This is a genomic window from Pseudomonas sp. Pdm06, from assembly GCF_014851795.1.
Lineage (GTDB): Bacteria > Pseudomonadota > Gammaproteobacteria > Pseudomonadales > Pseudomonadaceae > Aquipseudomonas > Aquipseudomonas fluorescens_AA.
Genome location: NZ_JACVAH010000002.1, coordinates 324,471 through 342,964, shown reverse-complemented (window position 1 = coordinate 342,964; position 18,494 = coordinate 324,471). Strand labels below are relative to the sequence as shown.

The 18,494-nt window shown below is 55.1% G+C and carries 18 protein-coding genes and 2 pseudogenes; 9 read left to right on the top strand and 11 right to left on the bottom strand.

Translation table 11 applies throughout. From position 1 onward, the window contains the following. Positions 1-33 precede the first annotated feature (33 nt). From IB266_RS04660 to IB266_RS31040, 9 genes and pseudogenes are all read left to right on the top strand, one after another. A complete protein-coding gene (locus IB266_RS04660) occupies positions 34-1,236 on the top strand; it encodes a trans-sulfuration enzyme family protein (RefSeq protein WP_192260349.1) in 1,203 nt (400 codons plus the stop codon). Between the two features lie 141 nt (positions 1,237-1,377). After that, positions 1,378-1,695 (top strand): DMT family transporter, encoded by a 318-nt coding sequence (locus tag IB266_RS04655; RefSeq protein ID WP_192260348.1) that lies wholly within the window; start codon positions 1,378-1,380, stop codon positions 1,693-1,695. 173 nt (positions 1,696-1,868) lie between these two features. Continuing rightward, positions 1,869-2,651 (top strand): transporter substrate-binding domain-containing protein, encoded by a 783-nt coding sequence (locus IB266_RS04650; RefSeq protein WP_192260347.1) that lies wholly within the window; start codon positions 1,869-1,871, stop codon positions 2,649-2,651. A gap of 51 nt (positions 2,652-2,702) precedes the next feature. Further along, positions 2,703-3,431: an ABC transporter permease gene (locus IB266_RS04645; RefSeq protein ID WP_060742425.1), complete on the top strand. Its 729-nt coding sequence runs from the start codon at positions 2,703-2,705 to the stop codon at positions 3,429-3,431. Beyond that, on the top strand, positions 3,428-4,138 hold the full coding sequence (locus IB266_RS04640) for an ABC transporter permease (protein ID WP_007896174.1): 711 nt from the start codon (positions 3,428-3,430) through the stop codon (positions 4,136-4,138). The genes IB266_RS04645 and IB266_RS04640 overlap by 4 nt, the downstream gene beginning before the upstream one ends. 51 nt (positions 4,139-4,189) lie before the next feature. After that, on the top strand, positions 4,190-4,951 hold the full coding sequence (locus tag IB266_RS04635) for an ABC transporter ATP-binding protein (RefSeq protein WP_041021173.1): 762 nt from the start codon (positions 4,190-4,192) through the stop codon (positions 4,949-4,951). Positions 4,952-4,962: 11 nt separating this feature from the next. After that, positions 4,963-5,307, top strand: a complete 345-nt coding sequence (locus IB266_RS04630; protein ID WP_192260346.1) for an Lrp/AsnC family transcriptional regulator — start codon at positions 4,963-4,965, stop codon at positions 5,305-5,307. Between the two features lie 32 nt (positions 5,308-5,339). Beyond that, positions 5,340-6,374 (top strand): annotated as a pseudogene (locus IB266_RS31045) (cache domain-containing protein); the annotation flags it as partial. Next, entirely contained in the window at positions 6,372-7,232 is an 861-nt protein-coding gene (locus IB266_RS31040) for a methyl-accepting chemotaxis protein (protein WP_412548288.1), read from the top strand. The pseudogene IB266_RS31045 and the gene IB266_RS31040, both read left to right, overlap by 3 nt. A gap of 27 nt (positions 7,233-7,259) precedes the next feature. Here the strand turns inward: IB266_RS31040 and IB266_RS04620 are convergent, their stop codons facing one another. The 11 genes and pseudogenes from IB266_RS04620 to IB266_RS04575 all read right to left on the bottom strand — a co-directional run bounded on the left by IB266_RS04620 (position 7,260) and on the right by IB266_RS04575 (position 18,244). Then, on the bottom strand, positions 7,260-7,895 hold the full coding sequence (locus tag IB266_RS04620; RefSeq protein WP_192260345.1) for a LysE family translocator: 636 nt from the start codon (positions 7,893-7,895) through the stop codon (positions 7,260-7,262). A 208-nt stretch (positions 7,896-8,103) separates the two neighbouring features. Continuing rightward, positions 8,104-8,232, bottom strand: a pseudogene (locus tag IB266_RS30640) (transketolase family protein); the annotation flags it as partial. Between the two features lie 250 nt (positions 8,233-8,482). Further along, on the bottom strand, positions 8,483-8,857 hold the full coding sequence (locus IB266_RS04615; RefSeq protein ID WP_192260344.1) for a hypothetical protein: 375 nt from the start codon (positions 8,855-8,857) through the stop codon (positions 8,483-8,485). A gap of 100 nt (positions 8,858-8,957) precedes the next feature. After that, positions 8,958-9,926, bottom strand: a complete 969-nt coding sequence (locus IB266_RS04610; RefSeq protein WP_192260343.1) for a toll/interleukin-1 receptor domain-containing protein — start codon at positions 9,924-9,926, stop codon at positions 8,958-8,960. A gap of 782 nt (positions 9,927-10,708) precedes the next feature. Continuing rightward, the gene (locus tag IB266_RS04605; protein ID WP_192260342.1) at positions 10,709-11,140 is read right to left on the bottom strand and encodes a hypothetical protein; all 432 of its coding nucleotides are present in this window, start codon (positions 11,138-11,140) and stop codon (positions 10,709-10,711) included. A 107-nt stretch (positions 11,141-11,247) separates the two neighbouring features. After that, the gene (locus IB266_RS04600) at positions 11,248-13,023 is read right to left on the bottom strand and encodes an SIR2 family protein (protein WP_192260341.1); all 1,776 of its coding nucleotides are present in this window, start codon (positions 13,021-13,023) and stop codon (positions 11,248-11,250) included. A gap of 316 nt (positions 13,024-13,339) precedes the next feature. Beyond that, on the bottom strand, positions 13,340-13,948 hold the full coding sequence (hxsA, locus tag IB266_RS04595; protein ID WP_192260340.1) for a His-Xaa-Ser repeat protein HxsA: 609 nt from the start codon (positions 13,946-13,948) through the stop codon (positions 13,340-13,342). Then, positions 13,945-15,180, bottom strand: coding sequence for a His-Xaa-Ser system radical SAM maturase HxsC (gene hxsC, locus IB266_RS04590; protein ID WP_192260339.1), 1,236 nt, complete (start codon positions 15,178-15,180; stop codon positions 13,945-13,947). The genes hxsA and hxsC overlap by 4 nt, the downstream gene beginning before the upstream one ends. Continuing rightward, positions 15,180-16,667: a His-Xaa-Ser system radical SAM maturase HxsB gene (gene hxsB, locus IB266_RS04585; protein ID WP_104502855.1), complete on the bottom strand. Its 1,488-nt coding sequence runs from the start codon at positions 16,665-16,667 to the stop codon at positions 15,180-15,182. Before hxsB ends, hxsC begins: the two co-directional genes overlap by 1 nt. Then, entirely contained in the window at positions 16,664-16,963 is a 300-nt protein-coding gene (hxsD, locus tag IB266_RS04580; RefSeq protein ID WP_192260338.1) for a His-Xaa-Ser system protein HxsD, read from the bottom strand. The genes hxsB and hxsD overlap by 4 nt, the downstream gene beginning before the upstream one ends. A gap of 366 nt (positions 16,964-17,329) precedes the next feature. Next, positions 17,330-18,244 carry a LysR family transcriptional regulator gene (locus tag IB266_RS04575; protein ID WP_014338228.1) on the bottom strand — a complete coding sequence of 305 codons (915 nt, stop codon included), beginning with the start codon at positions 18,242-18,244 and terminating at the stop codon, positions 17,330-17,332. Positions 18,245-18,494: the final 250 nt, after the last annotated feature.

The window sequence follows — 18,494 nt, the reverse complement described above, 5'->3', positions numbered from 1 at the left end:
CAATGAACCACACAACAATAAAGAGGAAACGAAATGCGCCCCGACAAGCACAATCTTTCGACATTATCTGCAGCAACGCTGGCTGTTCATGGCGGCAATGTCGCGGATGTCACCAGTGGCGCCGTCCGTACGCCATTGGTCATGGCGAACTCCTATCTCTTGCCGGAAGATCCAGCGACCATGGACTGGTCGAGCCCGGACGGGCTCGTGTACACACGCAATCAAGGCCACAACCAGGTTTGCCTTGAGAAGAAACTCGCAGCCCTGGAGGGGTGTGAAGACGCGGTTGTATTCGCGACCGGTGTCGCTGCGTTGCATTCAGTATTTTTTTCATTCTTGAAAAGTGGTGATCACGTCATTGTCAGTGACATCACCTACCAGGCGGTCTGGCGGCTTTTCGCCGAACTGCTGCCTGAACGTTACGGCATTGAGGCAACCTTCGTAGACGTCGGTGACCTGGAATCGGTACGTAACGCCATTCGCCCCAATACCAAGCTGATCCACACTGAAACGATCGCCAACCCCACCACGAAAGTTGCGGACATTGCTGCATTGGCTGAGATTGCACACGCCCATGGCGCGCTGATCTCTGTGGATGCCACGTTCACACCCCCTCCATTTTTCCGTGCGAGTCAACACGGCGTCGACTTCGTCATTCACTCACTGACCAAGTACATCAATGGTCATGGTGATGCCATGGGCGGGGTGGTGATCGGCTCCAATCCGCTGATCAACAAGATCAAGAATGATGCATTGGTTGACCTCGGCGCGACCATTTCGCCGTTCAACGCGTGGATGATCATGCGCGGCTCGGTCACGTTGCCTCTACGCTTGAAGCAATTGTTGAACACGGCCGAAAAGTTGGCTCAGTTTCTGGACAGCGATGATCGGATTGCCTACGTCTACTACCCCGGTTTGCCCTCCCACCCACAGCATGAGTTGGCGCGCCGGCAATTTGCGGGAAAGGGCTATGGTGCGGTGATGGCATTTGCCGTAGAGGGTGACCCTGATACCCAGAACCGCTTTGTGTCGAACCTGCGCATCATCACGTCGGCCGTTTCATTAGGGCATGACGAATCGCTGATCGTGCACGTAGGTGCAGAGGGTCGAGGTGGCTTTGACAAGTACCCCGAAGAGTTCCGCCAATACGGTCATTTGCGTTTTTCTGTAGGACTGGAAGACCCAGAAGACTTGATCAAGGATATTACGTTCGCACTGGACGCAACATTCAAGTGATTTGAATACGGGCGCTAAGTAACCAGGGTTTGGTCAACCCGTCTTTACCCCCGTACTCGCGGGGGTCTTTTTAATAACGTTGGCATAGTAGTTGCACCTGGCGCGAACGGTATTTGCGTTTTTATAGTTTGGGAGTTACTCATGGCTTGGATGAGTTTGATCATTGCGGGTTTACTTGAAGTGATTTGGGCTTTTTCGATGAAACAATCTGAAGGGTTTACGCGATTAGTGCCAACGGTCATTACATTTATCACCGTGATTGCCAGTTTCGCGCTTTTATCCTTCTCGATGAAGAGCTTGCCGCTGGGTACGGCGTACAGCATCTGGACGGGGATCGGCGCTGTGGGGGCTTTTGCGGCGGGTATTTTCTTCATGGGTGAACCCGCCACGCTGTTGCGAATTGTAGCTGCCGTATTGATTGTCAGTGGTTTGCTAATGATGAAGCTGGTGTCTGCTTGAGGGACGAGCATTTTGCTCGTGATAACGTTCAATTTGCCATATTCGTAAAGTCGCCGTACTCAGGTAACGTTCAAGTCGAGACGCAGGTCTCGCTAAATAATAATGAGTGTCACGGTCAATGCTGTCAGATGTTTACTGCCCTTAATCAAACTACAATATCTAGGGATGTAATTATGATTTCGCTAAAGAAGCTGTATTTAGTAATGGGCTTGGCGCTGTGCACAAGTGCTGTGTCGGCCAAAGAATACTCCACCTTGCGTTTCGGCGTAGATGCCAATTACGCACCGTTTGAGTCCAAGGCCGCCGATGGTAGCCTCAAGGGATTTGATATTGATCTGGGCAACGCGATTTGCGCCAAGCTTTCAGTCAAATGCATCTGGGTGGAAAGCGATTTTGATGGCCTGATTCCAGGCCTCAGGGCCGGCAAGTTTGACGGCATCCTGTCATCCATGACTGTGACGGCCACTCGCGAAAAAGCCATTGATTTTTCAAACGAGCTTTTCTCCGGGTTCACGTCCTATGTGTTCAAGAAAGGTTCGGGTCTGAACACAGATGTGGCATCACTCAAAGGCAAAACAGTTGGCTATTTTCAAGGCAGTATCCAGGAAGCCTACGCCAAGGCCGTGCTGGACAAAGCTGGGGTAAAAATCCAGTCCTATCAGAACCAGGATCAGGTGTATTACGACCTGGTAGCGGGTCGGCTGGATGCATCCCTTCAGGATGCGCTTCAAGCCCAACTGGGTTTTATCACCTCACCTCAGGGCGCTGAATACGAAATGAGCCCGTCGGTAGAGAGCCCTTATCTTCCCTCCAAAACAGCCATCGGCATCGCCAAGGGCAATACAGAGCTTAAGGCCTTGCTGGATAAAGCGATCCAGGCCCTTCACGACGATGGGACCTATGATTCGATCCAGAAGCAGCATTTTGGCGATCTGAATCTTTACAGCGGCAAATAACCATCCGGCGCTCGTCCGCTGGATGGGCGTTTTCGCTATAGGTTGTTGATCATGTTCGAAACACTATTAGGCGCATTGGGGCTCTCCGCATTCAGCCTGCAAGGCTTCGGCCCGTTGCTGCTCGAAGGCGCCTGGATGACCGTCAAGCTGTCCCTGTCCGCCCTTGCGCTCAGCGTATTGCTCGGGCTGATTGGCGCCAGCGCCAAACTGTCCAGCCTCAAGCTCCTGCGCTTGCCGGCGCAGCTCTACACCACGCTGATTCGTGGGGTGCCCGATCTGGTACTGATGCTGTTGATTTTCTACAGCCTGCAAACCTGGCTGACGGTCATCACGGTGGCATTGGGCTGGGAGTACATCGAAATCAATCCCTTCGTTGCAGGAATCATCACCCTTGGTTTTATCTACGGGGCTTATTTCACCGAAACTTTCCGTGGCGCCATGCTGGCAGTACCCCGTGGGCAGGTTGAAGCGGCTACTGCTTACGGGTTAAGTCGCGCTCAACGTTTTCGCTTTGTGGTATTCCCGCAAATGATGCGGTTTGCCCTCCCGGGGCTGGGTAACAACTGGATGGTAATTCTCAAAGCCACCGCATTGGTGTCGATCATCGGTCTGGCTGATTTGGTAAAGGCTGCCCAGGACGCAGGAAAAAGCACCTACCAATTGTTCTTTTTCCTGGTGCTGGCTGCACTGACCTACCTGATCATCACCAGCATCTCCAACTTCGTCCTGCGCTGTCTGGAAAAACACTACGCCGCGGGTTCACGGGAGGCGGCGCGATGATTGAACTACTGCAGGAGTACTGGAGGTCATTCGTCTACAGCGATGGCCAGCAAATCACGGGTCTGGCCATGACATTGTGGTTACTCAGTGCATCGCTTTTCATCGGCTTTATCGTGTCTATTCCATTGTCCATCGCACGCGTGTCACCCAGGTTTTACGTACGCTGGCCGGTGCAATTTTATACCTACCTGTTCAGGGGGACACCGCTCTATATCCAACTGCTGATCTGCTACACGGGGATCTATAGCTTGGCGGCAATACGTGCTCAGCCTGTGTTGGATGCATTTTTCCGCGATGCAATGAACTGCACCATTCTTGCCTTCGCTTTGAACACGTGCGCTTACACCACTGAGATATTTGCCGGAGCCATTCGCAACATCGCCCATGGCGAGGTCGAGGCGGCAAAAGCCTATGGCCTCTCGGGATGGAAGCTCTACGCATTCGTGATCATGCCGTCAGCCTTGCGTCGCTCGCTGCCGTATTACAGCAACGAAGTGATCTTGATGCTGCACTCAACCACGGTGGCATTCACCGCCACGGTGCCGGACATTCTCAAAGTCGCCCGTGACGCGAATTCTGCGACCTTTTTAACCTTTCAATCGTTTGGGATTGCGGCGCTGATTTACCTGGCGGTGACCTTTGCGCTGGTCGGTTTGTTCCGAATTGCCGAACGTCATTGGTTGGCTTTCTTAGGGCCGACTCACTGAGTCCTGTATCTGACAGGGCCGCCCCCGAACTCTTAGAGGATGATTGCGAACATGTACAAATTGACAGTTGACGGGCTACACAAAAGTTACGGTACCCATGAAGTACTCAAGGGTGTTTCCCTGCAAGCCAAAACTGGCGATGTCATCAGCCTGATCGGCGCCAGTGGTTCGGGAAAGAGTACGTTCCTGCGCTGTATCAATTTTCTCGAAACACCCAACGACGGTGCCATGAGTTTGGATGGCAAACCAATTTGCATGGTTAAAAATCATGCTGGATTACGTGTGGCGGATGACCGTGAGCTGCAACGACTACGTACCCGCTTGGCCATGGTCTTCCAGCATTTCAACCTGTGGGGGCACATGACCGTGCTGGAAAACATCACCATTGCCCCGCGGCGGGTGCTAGGGGTCAGCAAAAAAGACGCAGAAGATCGTGCGCGGCGGTACTTGGATAAAGTCGGCTTGCCTGCCCGTGTTGCCGATCAGTTCCCTGCGTTTCTTTCCGGAGGTCAACAGCAGCGGGTAGCGATCGCCCGCGCCCTCGCCATGGAGCCCGAAGTCATGCTGTTCGACGAACCCACCTCGGCGCTTGACCCTGAGGTGGTGGGCGAGGTTCTCAAAGTCATCCAGGGCCTTGCTGAAGAGGGGCGCACCATGATCATGGTGACCCATGAAATGGGGTTTGCACGCAAAGTGTCGAACCAGTTGCTGTTTCTTCATCAAGGACTGGTTGAAGAGCAGGGTGGACCTGAAATTCTGGATAACCCCAGAAGCGAGCGCCTGCAGCAGTTTCTGTCCAATGGGCTTAAGTGAATGCCTTGGCTATGACCGGCGGAACAAAGAACCACGCGGCCCCTGAGTGTTTGGGACGCATCGACGCGGCCATCGTCGACGTACTGCGCAGCAATGGGCGCATCACTTATAAAAAACTCGCCTCACTGGTGCACTTGAGCGAGAGCCCTTGTCAGCAACGCGTTCGCAAGCTGGAGAGGCTGGGCGTCATCCGCGGTTACGGGGCATTCATTGACGAGCATAAGCTATCGCCCGGTTTGTCACTGGTGGTTCTAGTGACCTGGCTGGAGAGCACTGAACTGCACCTCGAGAAACTGCTGGCCTATCCACAATTGGCCGTCATCAAGCCTTCATCGACGCACCTTGGTATCGAATAACAATTACAACACTCCAAGCCTATGGATAAACCATGATGATTGCGAACCTGAAGTTCAGTCATAAGGTATTGCTTGCGGCATCATTCGTTGTTGTCGCAGCGTTTTCGCTTTTTACGCTTTACAACGACTCGATTCAACGCAAAACAATCCGCACGAACCTTGAAAACCATCTCGAGGAAATGAGCAAGATCACGGCTGCAAGCGTTCAGTCCTGGCTCTCTGGGCGGATACTTCTGGTTGATCATATTGCCCAGACGGTTGCCAATGATCCCGCGTCGCAACACATCACGCGGCTGCTGGAGCAGAGGTCGTTGCTCTCGACGTTTACCTTCACTTATCTAGGCAGTCGTGACGGTAGTTTCGTCATCCGGCCAAAGGACGACCTACCCGCTGATTACGATCCTCGCACCCGACCTTGGTATACGGACGCAATGACTGTCGGTGGGACCACGCTGACCGAGCCGTACCTGGACGTGACGACGGGCCAACTGATGATGACCATTGCAACGCCGGTCAGTCACGATGGCCAGGCGCTTGGGGTGGTAGGCGGGGACCTGACACTTGAGACGCTGTCGACCATAGTCCGCTCGCTCGACCTGGGTGGAATGGGCTATGCCTTTCTGGTCAACGCAGATGGCAGGGTGCTGGTTCATCCCGAAAAAGAACGGGTGATGAAGCAATTGAGCGATATTTACCCGCTGAACACGCCATCCCTTAGCTCTCATATCAGCGAGACGGAGCAGGACGGAAAACCTCAAGTTTTGATGTTCTCGCCGATCAAAGGACTGCCTTCGGTGAACTGGTATATCGGTTTGTCCATCGACAAAAGCGAAGCTTATGGCGCACTTGGTGATTTTCGCACTTCCGCCATTTTGGCGATGGTTATTGCCGTGGCGACCACGCTGCTTCTGCTGGGCCTGCTTATTCGCGTACTGATGCGGCCCCTGAGATTGATGGGTACAACCATGCGGGATATCGCCCAGGGAGAGGGTGACCTTACCCGCCGCTTGGGTGCGCACTCGAAAGATGAGTTCGGAGAATTGGCCGCAGACTTCAACCTTTTTGTGGAGCGCATCCAGCACTCAATACGTGAGGTGTCTTTTGCCACCGAGCATGTCAATGAAGTGGCCAGGCGCGTGACGCAGACCTCCAGCGCCTCCATATCAAACTCGGACGACCAGGCCAATCGCACCAACAGTATTGCCGCGGCAATTAATGAGCTGGGTGCGGCGGCCCAGGAAATCGCATGCAACGCGGGTGACGCCTCCCTTCAGGCGTCGGATGCCCGACGCCAGGCAGAGGATGGCCGCGCGGTAGTGACACAAACGATAAATGCCATGGACGAGCTATCAGGAAAGATCCGCACCTCATGCAGCAACATTGAGGCGCTGAATGGTAAGACGGAAAATATCGGGCGGATTCTTGAAGTCATCAAAGGCATTTCCGAACAAACCAACCTGCTGGCACTCAATGCTGCGATCGAGGCCGCGCGGGCGGGTGAAGCCGGGCGTGGTTTTGCTGTTGTGGCTGACGAAGTCCGTAGCCTGGCTTACCGCACTCAGACCTCAGCCCAGGAGATCCATACAATGATTGCAGAGCTTCAGATGGGGGCACGTGAGGCGGTACTCACCATGAAAGAAAGCGAACGCTACAGTAAGGACGGTGTGATTATCGCCAACCAGGCCGGTGAGCGGCTGGGCAGTGTCAGTCAGCGCATTGGCGAGATTGACGGAATCAACCAGTCGGTAGCGACAGCAACGGAAGAGCAAACTTCAGTTATCGATTCACTGAACATGGACATCACCGAGATCAAAACCCTCAACCAGGAAGGGGTGGAGAACCTGCAGGCCACACTGCTTGCTTGTGCCGATCTTGAACGACAAGCCACACGACTCAAACAGCTGGTGGATGGCTTTCGAACTTAGGCCATCCCCACAAGGGCCGGCATTAAGTCATGTGCGGGAAAACAACAGCTTCAAGCCTGCTGCTCCAAATACTAAGGCGAGGGTACCTTCGATCCATCGGCGCGCCCTGCGATAACCCCGAATCATTGGAGCTGTTGAGAAAACGATCGCATAGCTGCAGAAAATTGTGATGCTCAAAACGGCACAGCCCGCCAGGATGATTAAAACCGTCTCAGGCGTCGCTTGTGGTCCCAGCCCCAGTGTCATTGTTGCGATCCAACCCAGCAAAGCCTTTGGGTTGGTAAGGTGCATAAGCAAGCCGCGCTGGTAGAGGCCAAAGCCAGAAACGGTTGGTGCTGCGGCTAGCGCCTTCTGAATTCGCTCATCAGAGCTCAGAGCAGATCGCCCAGCTTTTACAGCAAGGAACAGCAAGTACGCTCCGCCGACTATCTTGAGTACGAAGAGTGCCTGTGCGAATTGGAGCAGAATGGCTGATACACCTGTAGCGGCCATTGCCCCCCAGAAGAAAGAACCACTGATGACTCCAGTTGCCAGCATCAGCGCAGGCTTTCTCCCTTGGTGCATGGCAACGCCCATGATTCGCATGTTGCTGGGGCCAGGGCTGGCAGCTCCCACAATGTAGGCTGTGAATACCAGCAGTAAGTGGTGCAGATCAAATGACATTGTTAGCCTCTGGAAGAATGCATGACAGCCAGTAGCTTAAGTGGTTCCAACGTGCACGTCATTCCATCAGTTGCCCAAATCTGACCCGTTCGCCTCTAGCTCTTCTCGGAAATTTTTTGTTCGGTTCAGCCTTTTCAGGCATAACGCTTACCCCAAAACAGACTGTCGGTGTTCAAGGGGGATGATTCAGCCCCTGCAGTTTTAAATCCTACAACCAACCCTTGATCTGCGCGCGCACAGCCTGGGTAGAAATACCGTAGCGATCGTGTAACGTCGGAAGCGCACCAACATCGAGAAACGTGTCCTGCAACACTATTTGTCTGAACGTCGGCGTAACCTGGTGTTAAAGGCTCTCAGGGTCGCCAAAAAACATTTTGACTTGGCTCTAGGGCAGTAGTTACAGCCTGAAAAAATAGAATTGTGCCCCCAGTTTTGCCCCCATTTGCACCGGGTGTGCGAGCGATCGCGAATGGCGATTTCTGAAGCGGGGCGGGGTGGACGTGACTGGTATTCAGTGCGCCTCCGTATATTGGATGACCAACCAGAATCCGGCAAATCCTTGGTGGTTCGATGAGTCGATATGCGAACTACTTAGCCCGCCGAGATGAGACATATGGTGTGACATCTCTGTCTTCTACCGCCTGAAGCTTGAAGTACTGCCCTTTGGCTTTCAGCGCATGGATGATGCGACATTGGGCATAAGCGGTGCCGTATGAGGTGCTCGGGCCTTGGATGTTGAGTACCAATTCCCCTCCGTAGCTTCGCTCGTACCTCAATTCTCTCAAGGCTCCCGCCGCTTCACCATTTGCCTCGGCGATCTCGATCACCAATTCCCTTAAGGCCGATTGGTCGGTGTCTGGTAGCTCAGCGGAAAACTTGACCTGGCGTTGGCTTTGAAAGCCTCCGCCACTGGCCGAGCCTATTCGGTTAAATGTGATGTGGGCGAGCAGGACTACTTCCATGGTCTGAACCTTCTATGTGAGTCTTACTTCTTTGTCGTAGGGGGCAGCGTCAAGGCCAAGTGCCCCCCTGGGTTCTTTCTAATTCGCACCCAACAATGATTTACCGATTGCGTTGTAGCGGTGCGATGAGAAGGCCCCAAAGCGTCTCGGCACCGCCTTCTTGGGAAAGCTTCTGGTCTTGCCGAGTGTGGAACGCCATGCCGAAGGTCTTCAGGTACATGGATTGGTCGTCCGTATTTACGGTGAGCGCCTCGTTGTACGAGCCGCCGCCAAACGAGTCTCCATGGCTGTAGTAGATACCGGCGCCCATCTGGCCGCCGGTGAACACTGCCGCTTTTGCAACGTCGTGGCCGTCCTTGTAGATATTCGCAGAAAAGCGATTTGCATCTATCTGACGGAACACCCCTTCATACCCTGAGTTGCGCGCTTGGAGCTCCAGCAACGAGTTCTCAAAATAGCGGGCGATGTACTCGAAGCTGTCGAGCAAGAAGCGGTCTTTGTCCAGCTGGGTGAAGCTCTTAGCCATTCGAAGGTTACTCGACCTAGGGCCAGCCGGGGCGATAAGGGAGGGCGCTGAACCTCCATTGAAATCGTTGCGTTCGGCTCGCGGAGCAGTGTTCGGTTGGCCACGGCTGCGTCGCTCGGCGGCCTTCCGAACCTCCTTCGCAACCTGCAAGAATGCTTCGTCCCGATCAGGCCAAAGGGTCACTGGCTTACCATCTTGGGGCGTACCAAGCAGCTTGCCGAAGGGGGCATGATGCCAATCGCATGGGCGAAGAATCACAGGAATGACAGTCGCTTCTTTAGCGGCATGGCGCTCCATCGCGCGAGCCATCTCGATGTTGTAGCAATAGTCGGAAGCGATGAAATCAGGGCTTACCAGCAACAGGATAATTTCGTCGCTGTTGATGTGATCATCAATGGCAGCATCGATCTCTTGGCCTGCTCCGATTCTGCGGTCGTGCCAAGTCTCAATGACGCCTTGGCGCTTGAGCATCGAAAGCTGCTTTTCCAACTGGTCGCGCAGCGCCTCGTCAGCATGGCAATAAGAAAAGAACACGTTCGGCAAAAGGGTCACTCCTACTCGGATAGGTGCGATGTCGATCTTACGGGCAGCTTGGCTGCGAAGTACAGACGTGGGCTGGCTTGACTGCTGATAGGATGCCCTTCAGTTGAACCTGTCAGCCAAAAAACAACGGTGCTCGAGTCGTGACATGGTGGTAGATCATTTGGGCTCGCTCGTAATGAATGATGTGCTTGCCGTGAGGCGTTGGCCACACGAACTGACGGATCTCAAGTGGCGCAAATGTAAAGGAAGGTGGAAGGCCTAGGCGTCTCTTAACCGCGCCGTCAGCACTGTTGCATTGCTCGCAGATGATGACGGGAGCAAATGTGGTGATCCGATGAGGTTCTCCAAGAAGCGGTTTTCGTACGTAAAGGTCGGTTCCATGGTCATGGTGAGTATGGAGACCTACAGCCCAGCCTTCTCGCCTATGCGGTTTGTTCGGGTAAAGCATCGTCCAACGTAGCAATTGGTATCGTGTCCGTTCGCAGCACGGGCATCGCCAATGATCATCAAGCTTCGCCCATAGCTGGTGGCAATGGGCGCCATCAAAGCTCAGGTATTCCTTCCAGCTAGGAATGCGCCGGAGCAGATTGCTATTCAGCGTTTTCTCTCTGTTAGCATTCTTGATTTTGGTACCGTCGCAGGCCAAACAGTAGCCATTGGCCGAAAACTCGGGCTTGCAGGGACAGAGGTTTTTGGTCATCAGAGCGTCTCAGTCTGTCGTTGGGTTAACCCCGTGATGACCGCGCGCCAGGCATTTGTGCCGGAGTTACTGGCAGCCACCATCATTTGTAGCTGCTAACGGTATGCGGGTCTCTGAGGGGCTCATCTGTCCACGCAAGGCCAATGCAGAACTTCAGGGTCAAGGAGGCGTAGCTGATCACTGCATGTACTCCTCCTGCACTCACATCATCAACTGCTAGGTAGCACCATACAAGCAGATCACCAATCATCGCCCCCAACGCAGCCCTACAGGCAGTCAGCAAGCTACCTCCTTCGTTGATGAAGAACGTGTGCACTTCCCGCGACCTTCCAATGAGATGAAAGGATCGAAACGTCACCCTAAGCGTGAAGATGCTGACGATAGCGAATGCTATGAGCAGGTACACGTAGTAAGCCATGAGCTCGGGGGGCAGTAGCGCGGTCACCAAAACGCTCACCTCTTCTGGTGAGGTGGTCAGGAGTGGCAGTGACCCGATGAAGAACGCATAAATCACCCTCCCTCGATGCCCGCTGCCAGAATCCAAACTTGTCCTAGGTTTTCAGCAGCAAACGCATGTACCCCATTTGAATCGTATTTGCATTAATTGGAATGCGTGAGGCGTCAGTACCTGGACAGCCGCTTCAGTCCTTCAAGCATTTGCTCCAGGTAGCTTTGCGACCCAAGTGCGAACCCTGCTGCCAGCAGCGGGGCCCTGTACTCTTCGGTCGCATATTCGTGAGCGAAGCGGTTGATGGTCTCTGAATGCCAGGAAAGCCGGCCCAATGCGATTCTCTTGAAATCGTGGTTTTTCACCGCATCCGCGAGCGATTCTTCACTGACTCCGCGTTGCTCGCAGAAGAACAGGAAACTGAAAAACTCAAACCGTTCGTAAAGCAGCCCGTGATCCTGCAGACCTGCGAAGTCAGGCGCCCACCGAGGCGCAAGACGGTCATGGAGTCGGTTGCACAAGGGGGTAAGAGCTCTACTTTGGTCTTCGAAGCTCCTCCATAATTCAAGCAGGCCATTGGCTCCCTCAACGTAGAACGGTGATAGATCAACTCCCACAGGGAAAGGCATTTCGCGCCGGTTGATAAGGGTCGTGTTAAACAGCTCGTTTAGCTCGCTCAGGCGATTGGCCCGTACAAGTCCCATGCCATACGCATAGGTAACAAGTGCTATCGGGTAACTCTTCAATGCAAGTCCAGCTACCCAGCCTGACTGCTCGACCTGAGACGCAGCGTGCAGGCCCTTGATCGCATCCAAAACGATCGAATGCTCAACACCTGCACCCCATCGCCCTAACACTGCACAAAGGCGTGCTAGTGGTTCGATGGCCGCTTCGTATATCTCAACCAGATCGGTAAAGTCCTTGGACGTGCTGCCCTGAGGTCGTTCTGTGAATAGAGGAGCCAGATGGCTGATCGCTTGATGAGCCTGGCTTGTCACTAAATCATCGAGCTGAATCCTGTGTTCGGGTCTGGCCATAAAGCGTTTGGCCATAGCGAGAGTCAGCTCGATGCCGGCTGGGTTCTGCAGGCGGGATTGCTGGATGGTTTCCAGTTTGAGGTTCAGCCCATCGAAGAAGGTGTCGGCATCCAGGCCCGTCACGACGTTGGCGCGCCGCTGAGTGATGAGCTCTTGGCCACGCTCGCTCAATTTTCCTCGCGAAAGCCAGTAGGTCGGGTAGCGACGGGAGGGCGCCCTCAAAAACGCCGCCCTCAGCGCATGATCCCACTCACCTGACCAGCCCGCGACGATCAGCCCAAACTCATCGATGATGCGGTCAAGCAACGTATTGAACGCTGGCGGATACTTGCCCAGCTCCCCATCGGTATTGAGGATCCTGGCATCCTTGTAATCACCATGGATCTTCAGGATGTAGCAGGACGCATGAGTGAGTGGCTCCGCTCCTCCGAGGGTGTCTTCTGAGCTGACGACAGTTGGCTCAACGCCGACATCGCGCAGTGCATTTTCCATGAGTCGGTCGAAGTTCGTCGTGATGATCACGCGCACATAACCCGCTTTGACCATCGCAGCGATCGCTCGATGTGCGGGGGTAGGCAGTTTAAGGCCATCCTCTAACTCGTCTTCGCTAGGTTCCAGAAAGCCTTGAATGATCGCTCGCCGTTCAGTCTGGGTTGTCGCCAGGCGTTCGAGCAACGTGGAGTAATTGGGCTGCTCTCCTGTTTGACCTACGTACCACGCGAGCCAATCTTCCTGTTCGCCGGCACCAGACGCTATGCCCCATCGTTTCACCAGCTCCATGGTGATTTCCCAGCCGGTCGGTATTCCCGCCGAGCGTGATACCCCCGAGCCAAGAAGCACTGCGTAGACGCCTTTGTTTTCAAACATTGAAAACGCGATTTGGGCTGTTGAATCACTGATGGCAGCAGTCATGCACATTCCTAAATTTCAGCGGGGAGGTGAGGTTTCTGCGCGAGCATCGGCTTATCTAAGAGTAGTCAGATCCGTGTCGGTCGGTGGCAGCGACGGTGGCTGGTGACGACTTGCTGCATCTCCAGCCAATCGACCTATTTGCGGTGCAAGATAAGCCCATGATTGTCGGCGCTGATGCGATTTTGACCCAGGTTGCTGATTTTGACTGACCCACACGCTGCCTCCGAAATCACCCGCAAGGTAATCATTTCTTGAGTACTCGGGTGGGTCAATGAATTCCGGTAGCCGGCGTCAGAATCGCATCAGCGCCAACAACTTATGGAATCTTGATACCCAACGCATTCAGCGATGCCGTATCCATCCGGCCATTCACGGTCAGCCCGCTGTCCATCTGAAAAGCCATCAACGCACCACGTGTCGCCTTGCCCATCACACCATCAATGGGGCCTTGGTAATACTGTCTCACCATCAGTGCGGTCTGCACACGGGTGACCAGGTTGCTTTTCTGCTCATTGGTCGCGCGGTTCTTTGAAGTGCTCGAACTTATCCCGCTGGTAGTGCCAGACGACTGATAAAGGCTGTTGCTGCTTGAGGTGCTGCTCGAAGAGCTCGGCGTGCTGTAGCTTCGGGTACTGGCAGCGGGTGGGCTGTAGTAGCGAGGTGCGCTATAGCCACCCGAGCCGCTGTAGTGAGAACTATGCGAGCTGTGGGACCGGTGTGAACTGTGCGAGCGATGTGCCGCATAGATGTTGACGGTGTCTGGCGCATTGAGCGTATCGGCAAATACCGGGGGCTGTAGCTTGTCGTTGGGTTGCCAGTTCGCATCGGCGAGCGACAGATGGCCCGCCTGTGCCAGGGTGGTACCTGCCATTGGCAGCAAGCTGATCCCACTGATCAGGACTTTCCAGCGGTCGAGCAATTTCACTGTGAGCTCCTTGCATAGGCGCTAAAGGCCTCGGTCGATAGTAGTTGTACGCCGCGGCTCTGCCAGCGGTCGGTTTGGGATTTGAAGAAGCCAGAGCAATGTTTGACGGCAGCGCATTGTTGGCAGGTATCGATGAACAGATTCTTCCAGTCCGAGATGCTCTGGCGGGCGAAACGCGAGAGGTGGGCCGGGATCAGGCACAGGGGCAAGTTGTAGATCGAAACCGGCACTCCGCGGTTAAACAGGAAATACACGGCCTGGCTCAACGACTCTTGATAGTCCAGCGGGTCAACCCATAGTTCTTCGTAGTTCTTCCTGGCCAGGCCGGTACTTTCGATACCCATTAGCGCAACATGCCGCACGAAGGGCAAGTTCCTGAACACGTAGTGGGCGAGCTCGGGCAAGCGTGGCGTGGTCAGGCGATTGAGCACCACGCGTATCTCGATGATCTGGTTGGCCCGCGCCAGGTTGTAAAGACCTTGCAGGGTTTCGCTGAACGCGCCTGGAGCCTGCACCACATGGTCATGGTCTTCGGCATTGTCGGCATACAGCGGGATGCCCCAGCTCAACTGAGGGTGGCCGATGGCAGAGAGCGCTGCGATCCAGCTCGGGTCTTGGAACAGACGCCCGTTGCTGAGCACATGAATGGATTTCTGCGGCAAAACGGCTCTGCACTTGGCCAGGATTTCGAGCAGACCGTCGCGATAAAGCGTTGGTTCTCCGCCGCTGATTCCCAGATTTTCCTCGCCCGGGTCCATCAGGTCGATCAGCCGTAGGTTCTCCTCGATGTGCCAACGGTCATCGATATCTTTGGGCGGCTGCGAGCACATCAGACAGAGGCTGTTGCAACGATCGGTCATGAACAGCAGGTTGCTGTCTGAGCCTCGTCGATAGAGCACTCGCACCATCGCGTTGCCTGGTGTGATGGCAATGACATCGCCGGGCTGCACGACATTCGCATCTTTAGGGGTGTGCAGGTGTGGCCGCGCGCTGTCGAAGTCGCCGATCAATGGCTCCGGGATCAGGAATCCACCCACTGGTAATGAGAGCAGATGCGGGCTCCGTAGCCGTTCTTCGTTTGGCAGCCAAAGCAGCAGGTCACCGAACTCAGCGCTTCCAGCACAAACAGCCAGGCCTTGTTCGATGAACTCATCCAGAGTGATGACCTTGAGCAGTTTCGGCTCATTCAGGTGATGGATTTCGAAGTGGGTATCTTTGCGCAGCATCGCCATCAGCCCCTGTAACCCGGGAACCGGACATCGTTGTAAGAGCGCCTGTTCAACCAAGACAGCAGCACCCTCTGCACGTTGTCGTCGCCATCGCAAAGCAGGCCGAAAAGATGCTTCAACAGCCCCATGTTCTTCTTGCAGAAGCTGCTGAACACTCGGTGTCCGATCGGGTCAGCTTGGCGGGCATAGTGTTCGACGGGGTCAGCACCACAGTACGGGACAAGTGCGCAATCGGAGCAGCCCGGCAGCGCCTCTGCTACACCACTGGCGAGCAACGCATTCATAACGGGCGATGCGAGTAATTCAGACAAGGGTTGCTGCACGGTGCCGAGCCTCAAGCCGTCTTCACCCATCTCCAGCAACATTCGGGCTTCGTCCGAGGGATAGACGTCACCGTCATAGTTGTAGACCAGCGCCGCAGTGCCTGCGCCAGCGGGGGAGCGCAGGTCTACATAGCCGGAGGAGAAGGGTGTCAGGATATTCTTCAGCAACAAGCTCGCATAACTCTCTGAGAGGTATACGCCCTGTTGGTTGATATGCAGCAAATAGGCCAGTGCCTTCTTGTAGAAGGCCAGGTATCGCTCAATAGGGTAATCAAGTCGATGGGCACTCTTGGTGGCAAATCCATAAGGGCTCAGAGGCCGAAGTGAGATGCTGGAGAAGCCCTGGCTTACATACTCATCGATGATCGCTTCAGGTTGTTCGAGGCTTCTTGAAGTCAGCGTGGTCAGCGCGGAAACTGCATCATGGCCAAGGCGCTCACGGACCCACTGGATGCCTTTTACAGTGCGTTCGTAGGAGTCTCGTGACGGGGTAGGGCGGTTGGCATTGTGCAAGGGCGCCGGCCCATCGAGCGAGGTCGAAAACTGGATGCGATTTTGTTCTGCGAAGTCGAGTATTTCCTCCGTCAGGTGGTGCAGCGTGGTGGTAATGACGAACTGGATATCCCGTTGTTCGACCACGTTCCGTTCAACGACCCATTCGACAATCTGGCGGACGCGCTCGAAGGCCAGAAGCGGTTCGCCACCCTGAAACTCCACAGTCAGGGCGGGAGCGTTCGATTCGAACAGGCGATCGACCGCCGCCTGTGCATCCGCTTCCGACAGGTCGTGGCCGGATCCGCCCAGAGGGGCCCGCGACACCTGGCAGTACTGGCAGGTGTGGTTGCAGCGCAATGTAACCACGAACAAGTGCAGTGCAGGGCCCTGGAAGAGGAAGTCTTTGCGGCTGCGATACTGCGCGGCCATTTCCGGGAACGGGTCGTGGCGACCTGGTTCGTAGATGAAGTGGCGGGCCAGCAGGTCCTTGTAAAAAGGCGTACTTGCTTGAACGTCGAAGTAACTGAGGGCTCGTAATTGCGCGTCGTTCACGTGCATGTACTCACCGGTATCGGAGGTGAGTAGGATGTCACGGTCTTGTCCCGTGTTCATGCGCATGAATCGAAAAGGCAGCAAGCGGTAGTGCTTGGCGTCTGTCGCAATCAGTGTCACTGGGAAATCCCACATCCAGCGAGCGCGGCTCGGGCCAGGATTTCACGTAACCCTGCTGTTTCGCGGTTGATATGGTCGCGCAGGGCGAAGTCGTTCAGGTGCTGGAGGATCAGTGAGTGAGCCTGCTCCGGGGAAAGCGTTAACCTTGCTTCAGCGGGGTGGGCCGTGAGGCTAATTTGATTGCCTTCAATACCGATCTGGATTGCGACAGTGTCGGCCAGTGAATAAGCGGCGCGTTGCACCACGCTGAGCGGGTAGGCTGAGATATCGAGCTTCAGCGTGACTGGCCATGTCATCGGAACCGCTCCTTAAAATCCGTTGGGAACGTGTGGATATTGCCGCTTTCCGAGGCATTATGCCATCATAATTTTTTACATTTGCACGCATCTATTCAGTGTGAATGCGAAGAATCATCAAATGTTCATCGGCTGCATGTTCACCGTTTCGCTGAAAATCTCAGGCCGGTATAGCAACTCGCAGAGAGTCCGGTGAGCTATCCTCATCAATAGCCTGCTTGGCCTTAGGTTGGGGGCATCCTTTTCAAACCATCCAAAGCATGTCCTCAGATGTGCCCCCAATGTAGCAATCCACCGGAAATGAATGGAGCTCCATGGTTTGTGGAAAGGCAGAAATGATCAGCCGAACAGCCTGCCAGACGACGTCTAAAGACTCTCAGGGTCACCAAAAAACATCTGAATCCGCGAACGCAACCAGCGCTCCCCAGGATCATTGTCCTGAGACCCCCGCCAGGCCATATGCAGTTCGAAGCTGCGCACCGGTATGGGTGGGTCTTCGGCGCGTACGCCACCGGCGGCGGTCAGCGCGTCGGCGGTGTAGTCGGGCACGGTGGCGATGATGTCGGTGCCCGACAACAGGGTGCTCAAGCCGTTGAACTGCGGCACGGCCAGCACCACATGACGTTTACGGTCGAGTTTTGCCAGCTCTTCATCGATGAAACCGCTCAAGTCCCCCGCAAAGGAGACCAGGGCGTGGGGGCGGGCGCAGAATTCGTCCAGGGTCAGTCGTCCCGGCGCAGTGTCGGCCCGCAACACTTTGGGCATGCTGCGCCGCAGGACCTTGCGCTTGGCGTTGGCCGGGAGGTCGTCGGTGTAGCTGACGCCGATGGAGATTTCACCGGACGCCAGCAGGCCCGGCATCAGGATGTAGTTGACCCGGCGCACCACCAGCACAATGCCCGGCGCTTCGGCCCGCAGGCGTTTGAGGAGCATGGGCAGCAGGGCGAATTCGGCGTCGTCCGACAGGCCGATGCGAAACACCGAGGTGCTGGTGGCCGGGTCGAATTCCGCGGCGCGGCTGACTGCCGTGGAAATCGAATCCAGGGCCGGAGAGAGCAGGGCGAAGATCTCGACCGCCCGGGCCGATGGTTCCATGCTGCGGCCGGTGCGCACGAACAGTGGGTCATCGAACAGGCTGCGCAGGCGCGACAGTGCGGCGCTGATGGCCGGCTGACCAAGAAACAGCTTCTCGGCCGCGCGAGTCACGCTGCGTTCATGCATCAACGTTTCGAACACGATCAACAGGTTCAGATCGACACGCCGCAGGTCATTACGATTCATCTGGGGTCCTGGCAGATTCGGTAAGCTTGACGTGAACGGCCATATGGGAACAATGGCCGGCATGAATCTTACGGGGAAAGGCTGGTACTCTGCACCGGCTAATTGAGTTTTCTTAGGATGACTCCTACAGGAGTGGTTGGTTTTTCTTGCTGCGGAATCAATGACAGGCATGTCGACTATTAATAGCCACTGATGGTCTTGGCCACAAAGCCCGGATAGAGTTCGTGGCATTAGAGGTTACTTTGACGAG

What these genes read in the sequence shown, in the direction of transcription:
- hxsD (WP_192260338.1), bottom strand. Translation starts at nt 16,963, where the DNA reads ATGACATGGCCAGTCACGCTGAAGCTCGATATCTCAGCCTACCCGCTC.
- IB266_RS04640 (WP_007896174.1), top strand. Translation starts at nt 3,428, where the DNA reads ATGATTGAACTACTGCAGGAGTACTGGAGGTCATTCGTCTACAGCGAT.
- IB266_RS04600 (WP_192260341.1), bottom strand. Translation starts at nt 13,023, where the DNA reads ATGACTGCTGCCATCAGTGATTCAACAGCCCAAATCGCGTTTTCAATG.
- IB266_RS04660 (WP_192260349.1), top strand. Translation starts at nt 34, where the DNA reads ATGCGCCCCGACAAGCACAATCTTTCGACATTATCTGCAGCAACGCTG.
- IB266_RS04635 (WP_041021173.1), top strand. Translation starts at nt 4,190, where the DNA reads ATGTACAAATTGACAGTTGACGGGCTACACAAAAGTTACGGTACCCAT.
- IB266_RS04615 (WP_192260344.1), bottom strand. Translation starts at nt 8,857, where the DNA reads ATGGAAGTAGTCCTGCTCGCCCACATCACATTTAACCGAATAGGCTCG.
- IB266_RS04650 (WP_192260347.1), top strand. Translation starts at nt 1,869, where the DNA reads ATGATTTCGCTAAAGAAGCTGTATTTAGTAATGGGCTTGGCGCTGTGC.
- hxsC (WP_192260339.1), bottom strand. Translation starts at nt 15,180, where the DNA reads ATGGCGATGCTGCGCAAAGATACCCACTTCGAAATCCATCACCTGAAT.
- IB266_RS04575 (WP_014338228.1), bottom strand. Translation starts at nt 18,244, where the DNA reads ATGAATCGTAATGACCTGCGGCGTGTCGATCTGAACCTGTTGATCGTG.
- IB266_RS04620 (WP_192260345.1), bottom strand. Translation starts at nt 7,895, where the DNA reads ATGTCATTTGATCTGCACCACTTACTGCTGGTATTCACAGCCTACATT.
- IB266_RS04630 (WP_192260346.1), top strand. Translation starts at nt 4,963, where the DNA reads ATGACCGGCGGAACAAAGAACCACGCGGCCCCTGAGTGTTTGGGACGC.
- IB266_RS04645 (WP_060742425.1), top strand. Translation starts at nt 2,703, where the DNA reads ATGTTCGAAACACTATTAGGCGCATTGGGGCTCTCCGCATTCAGCCTG.
- IB266_RS04655 (WP_192260348.1), top strand. Translation starts at nt 1,378, where the DNA reads ATGGCTTGGATGAGTTTGATCATTGCGGGTTTACTTGAAGTGATTTGG.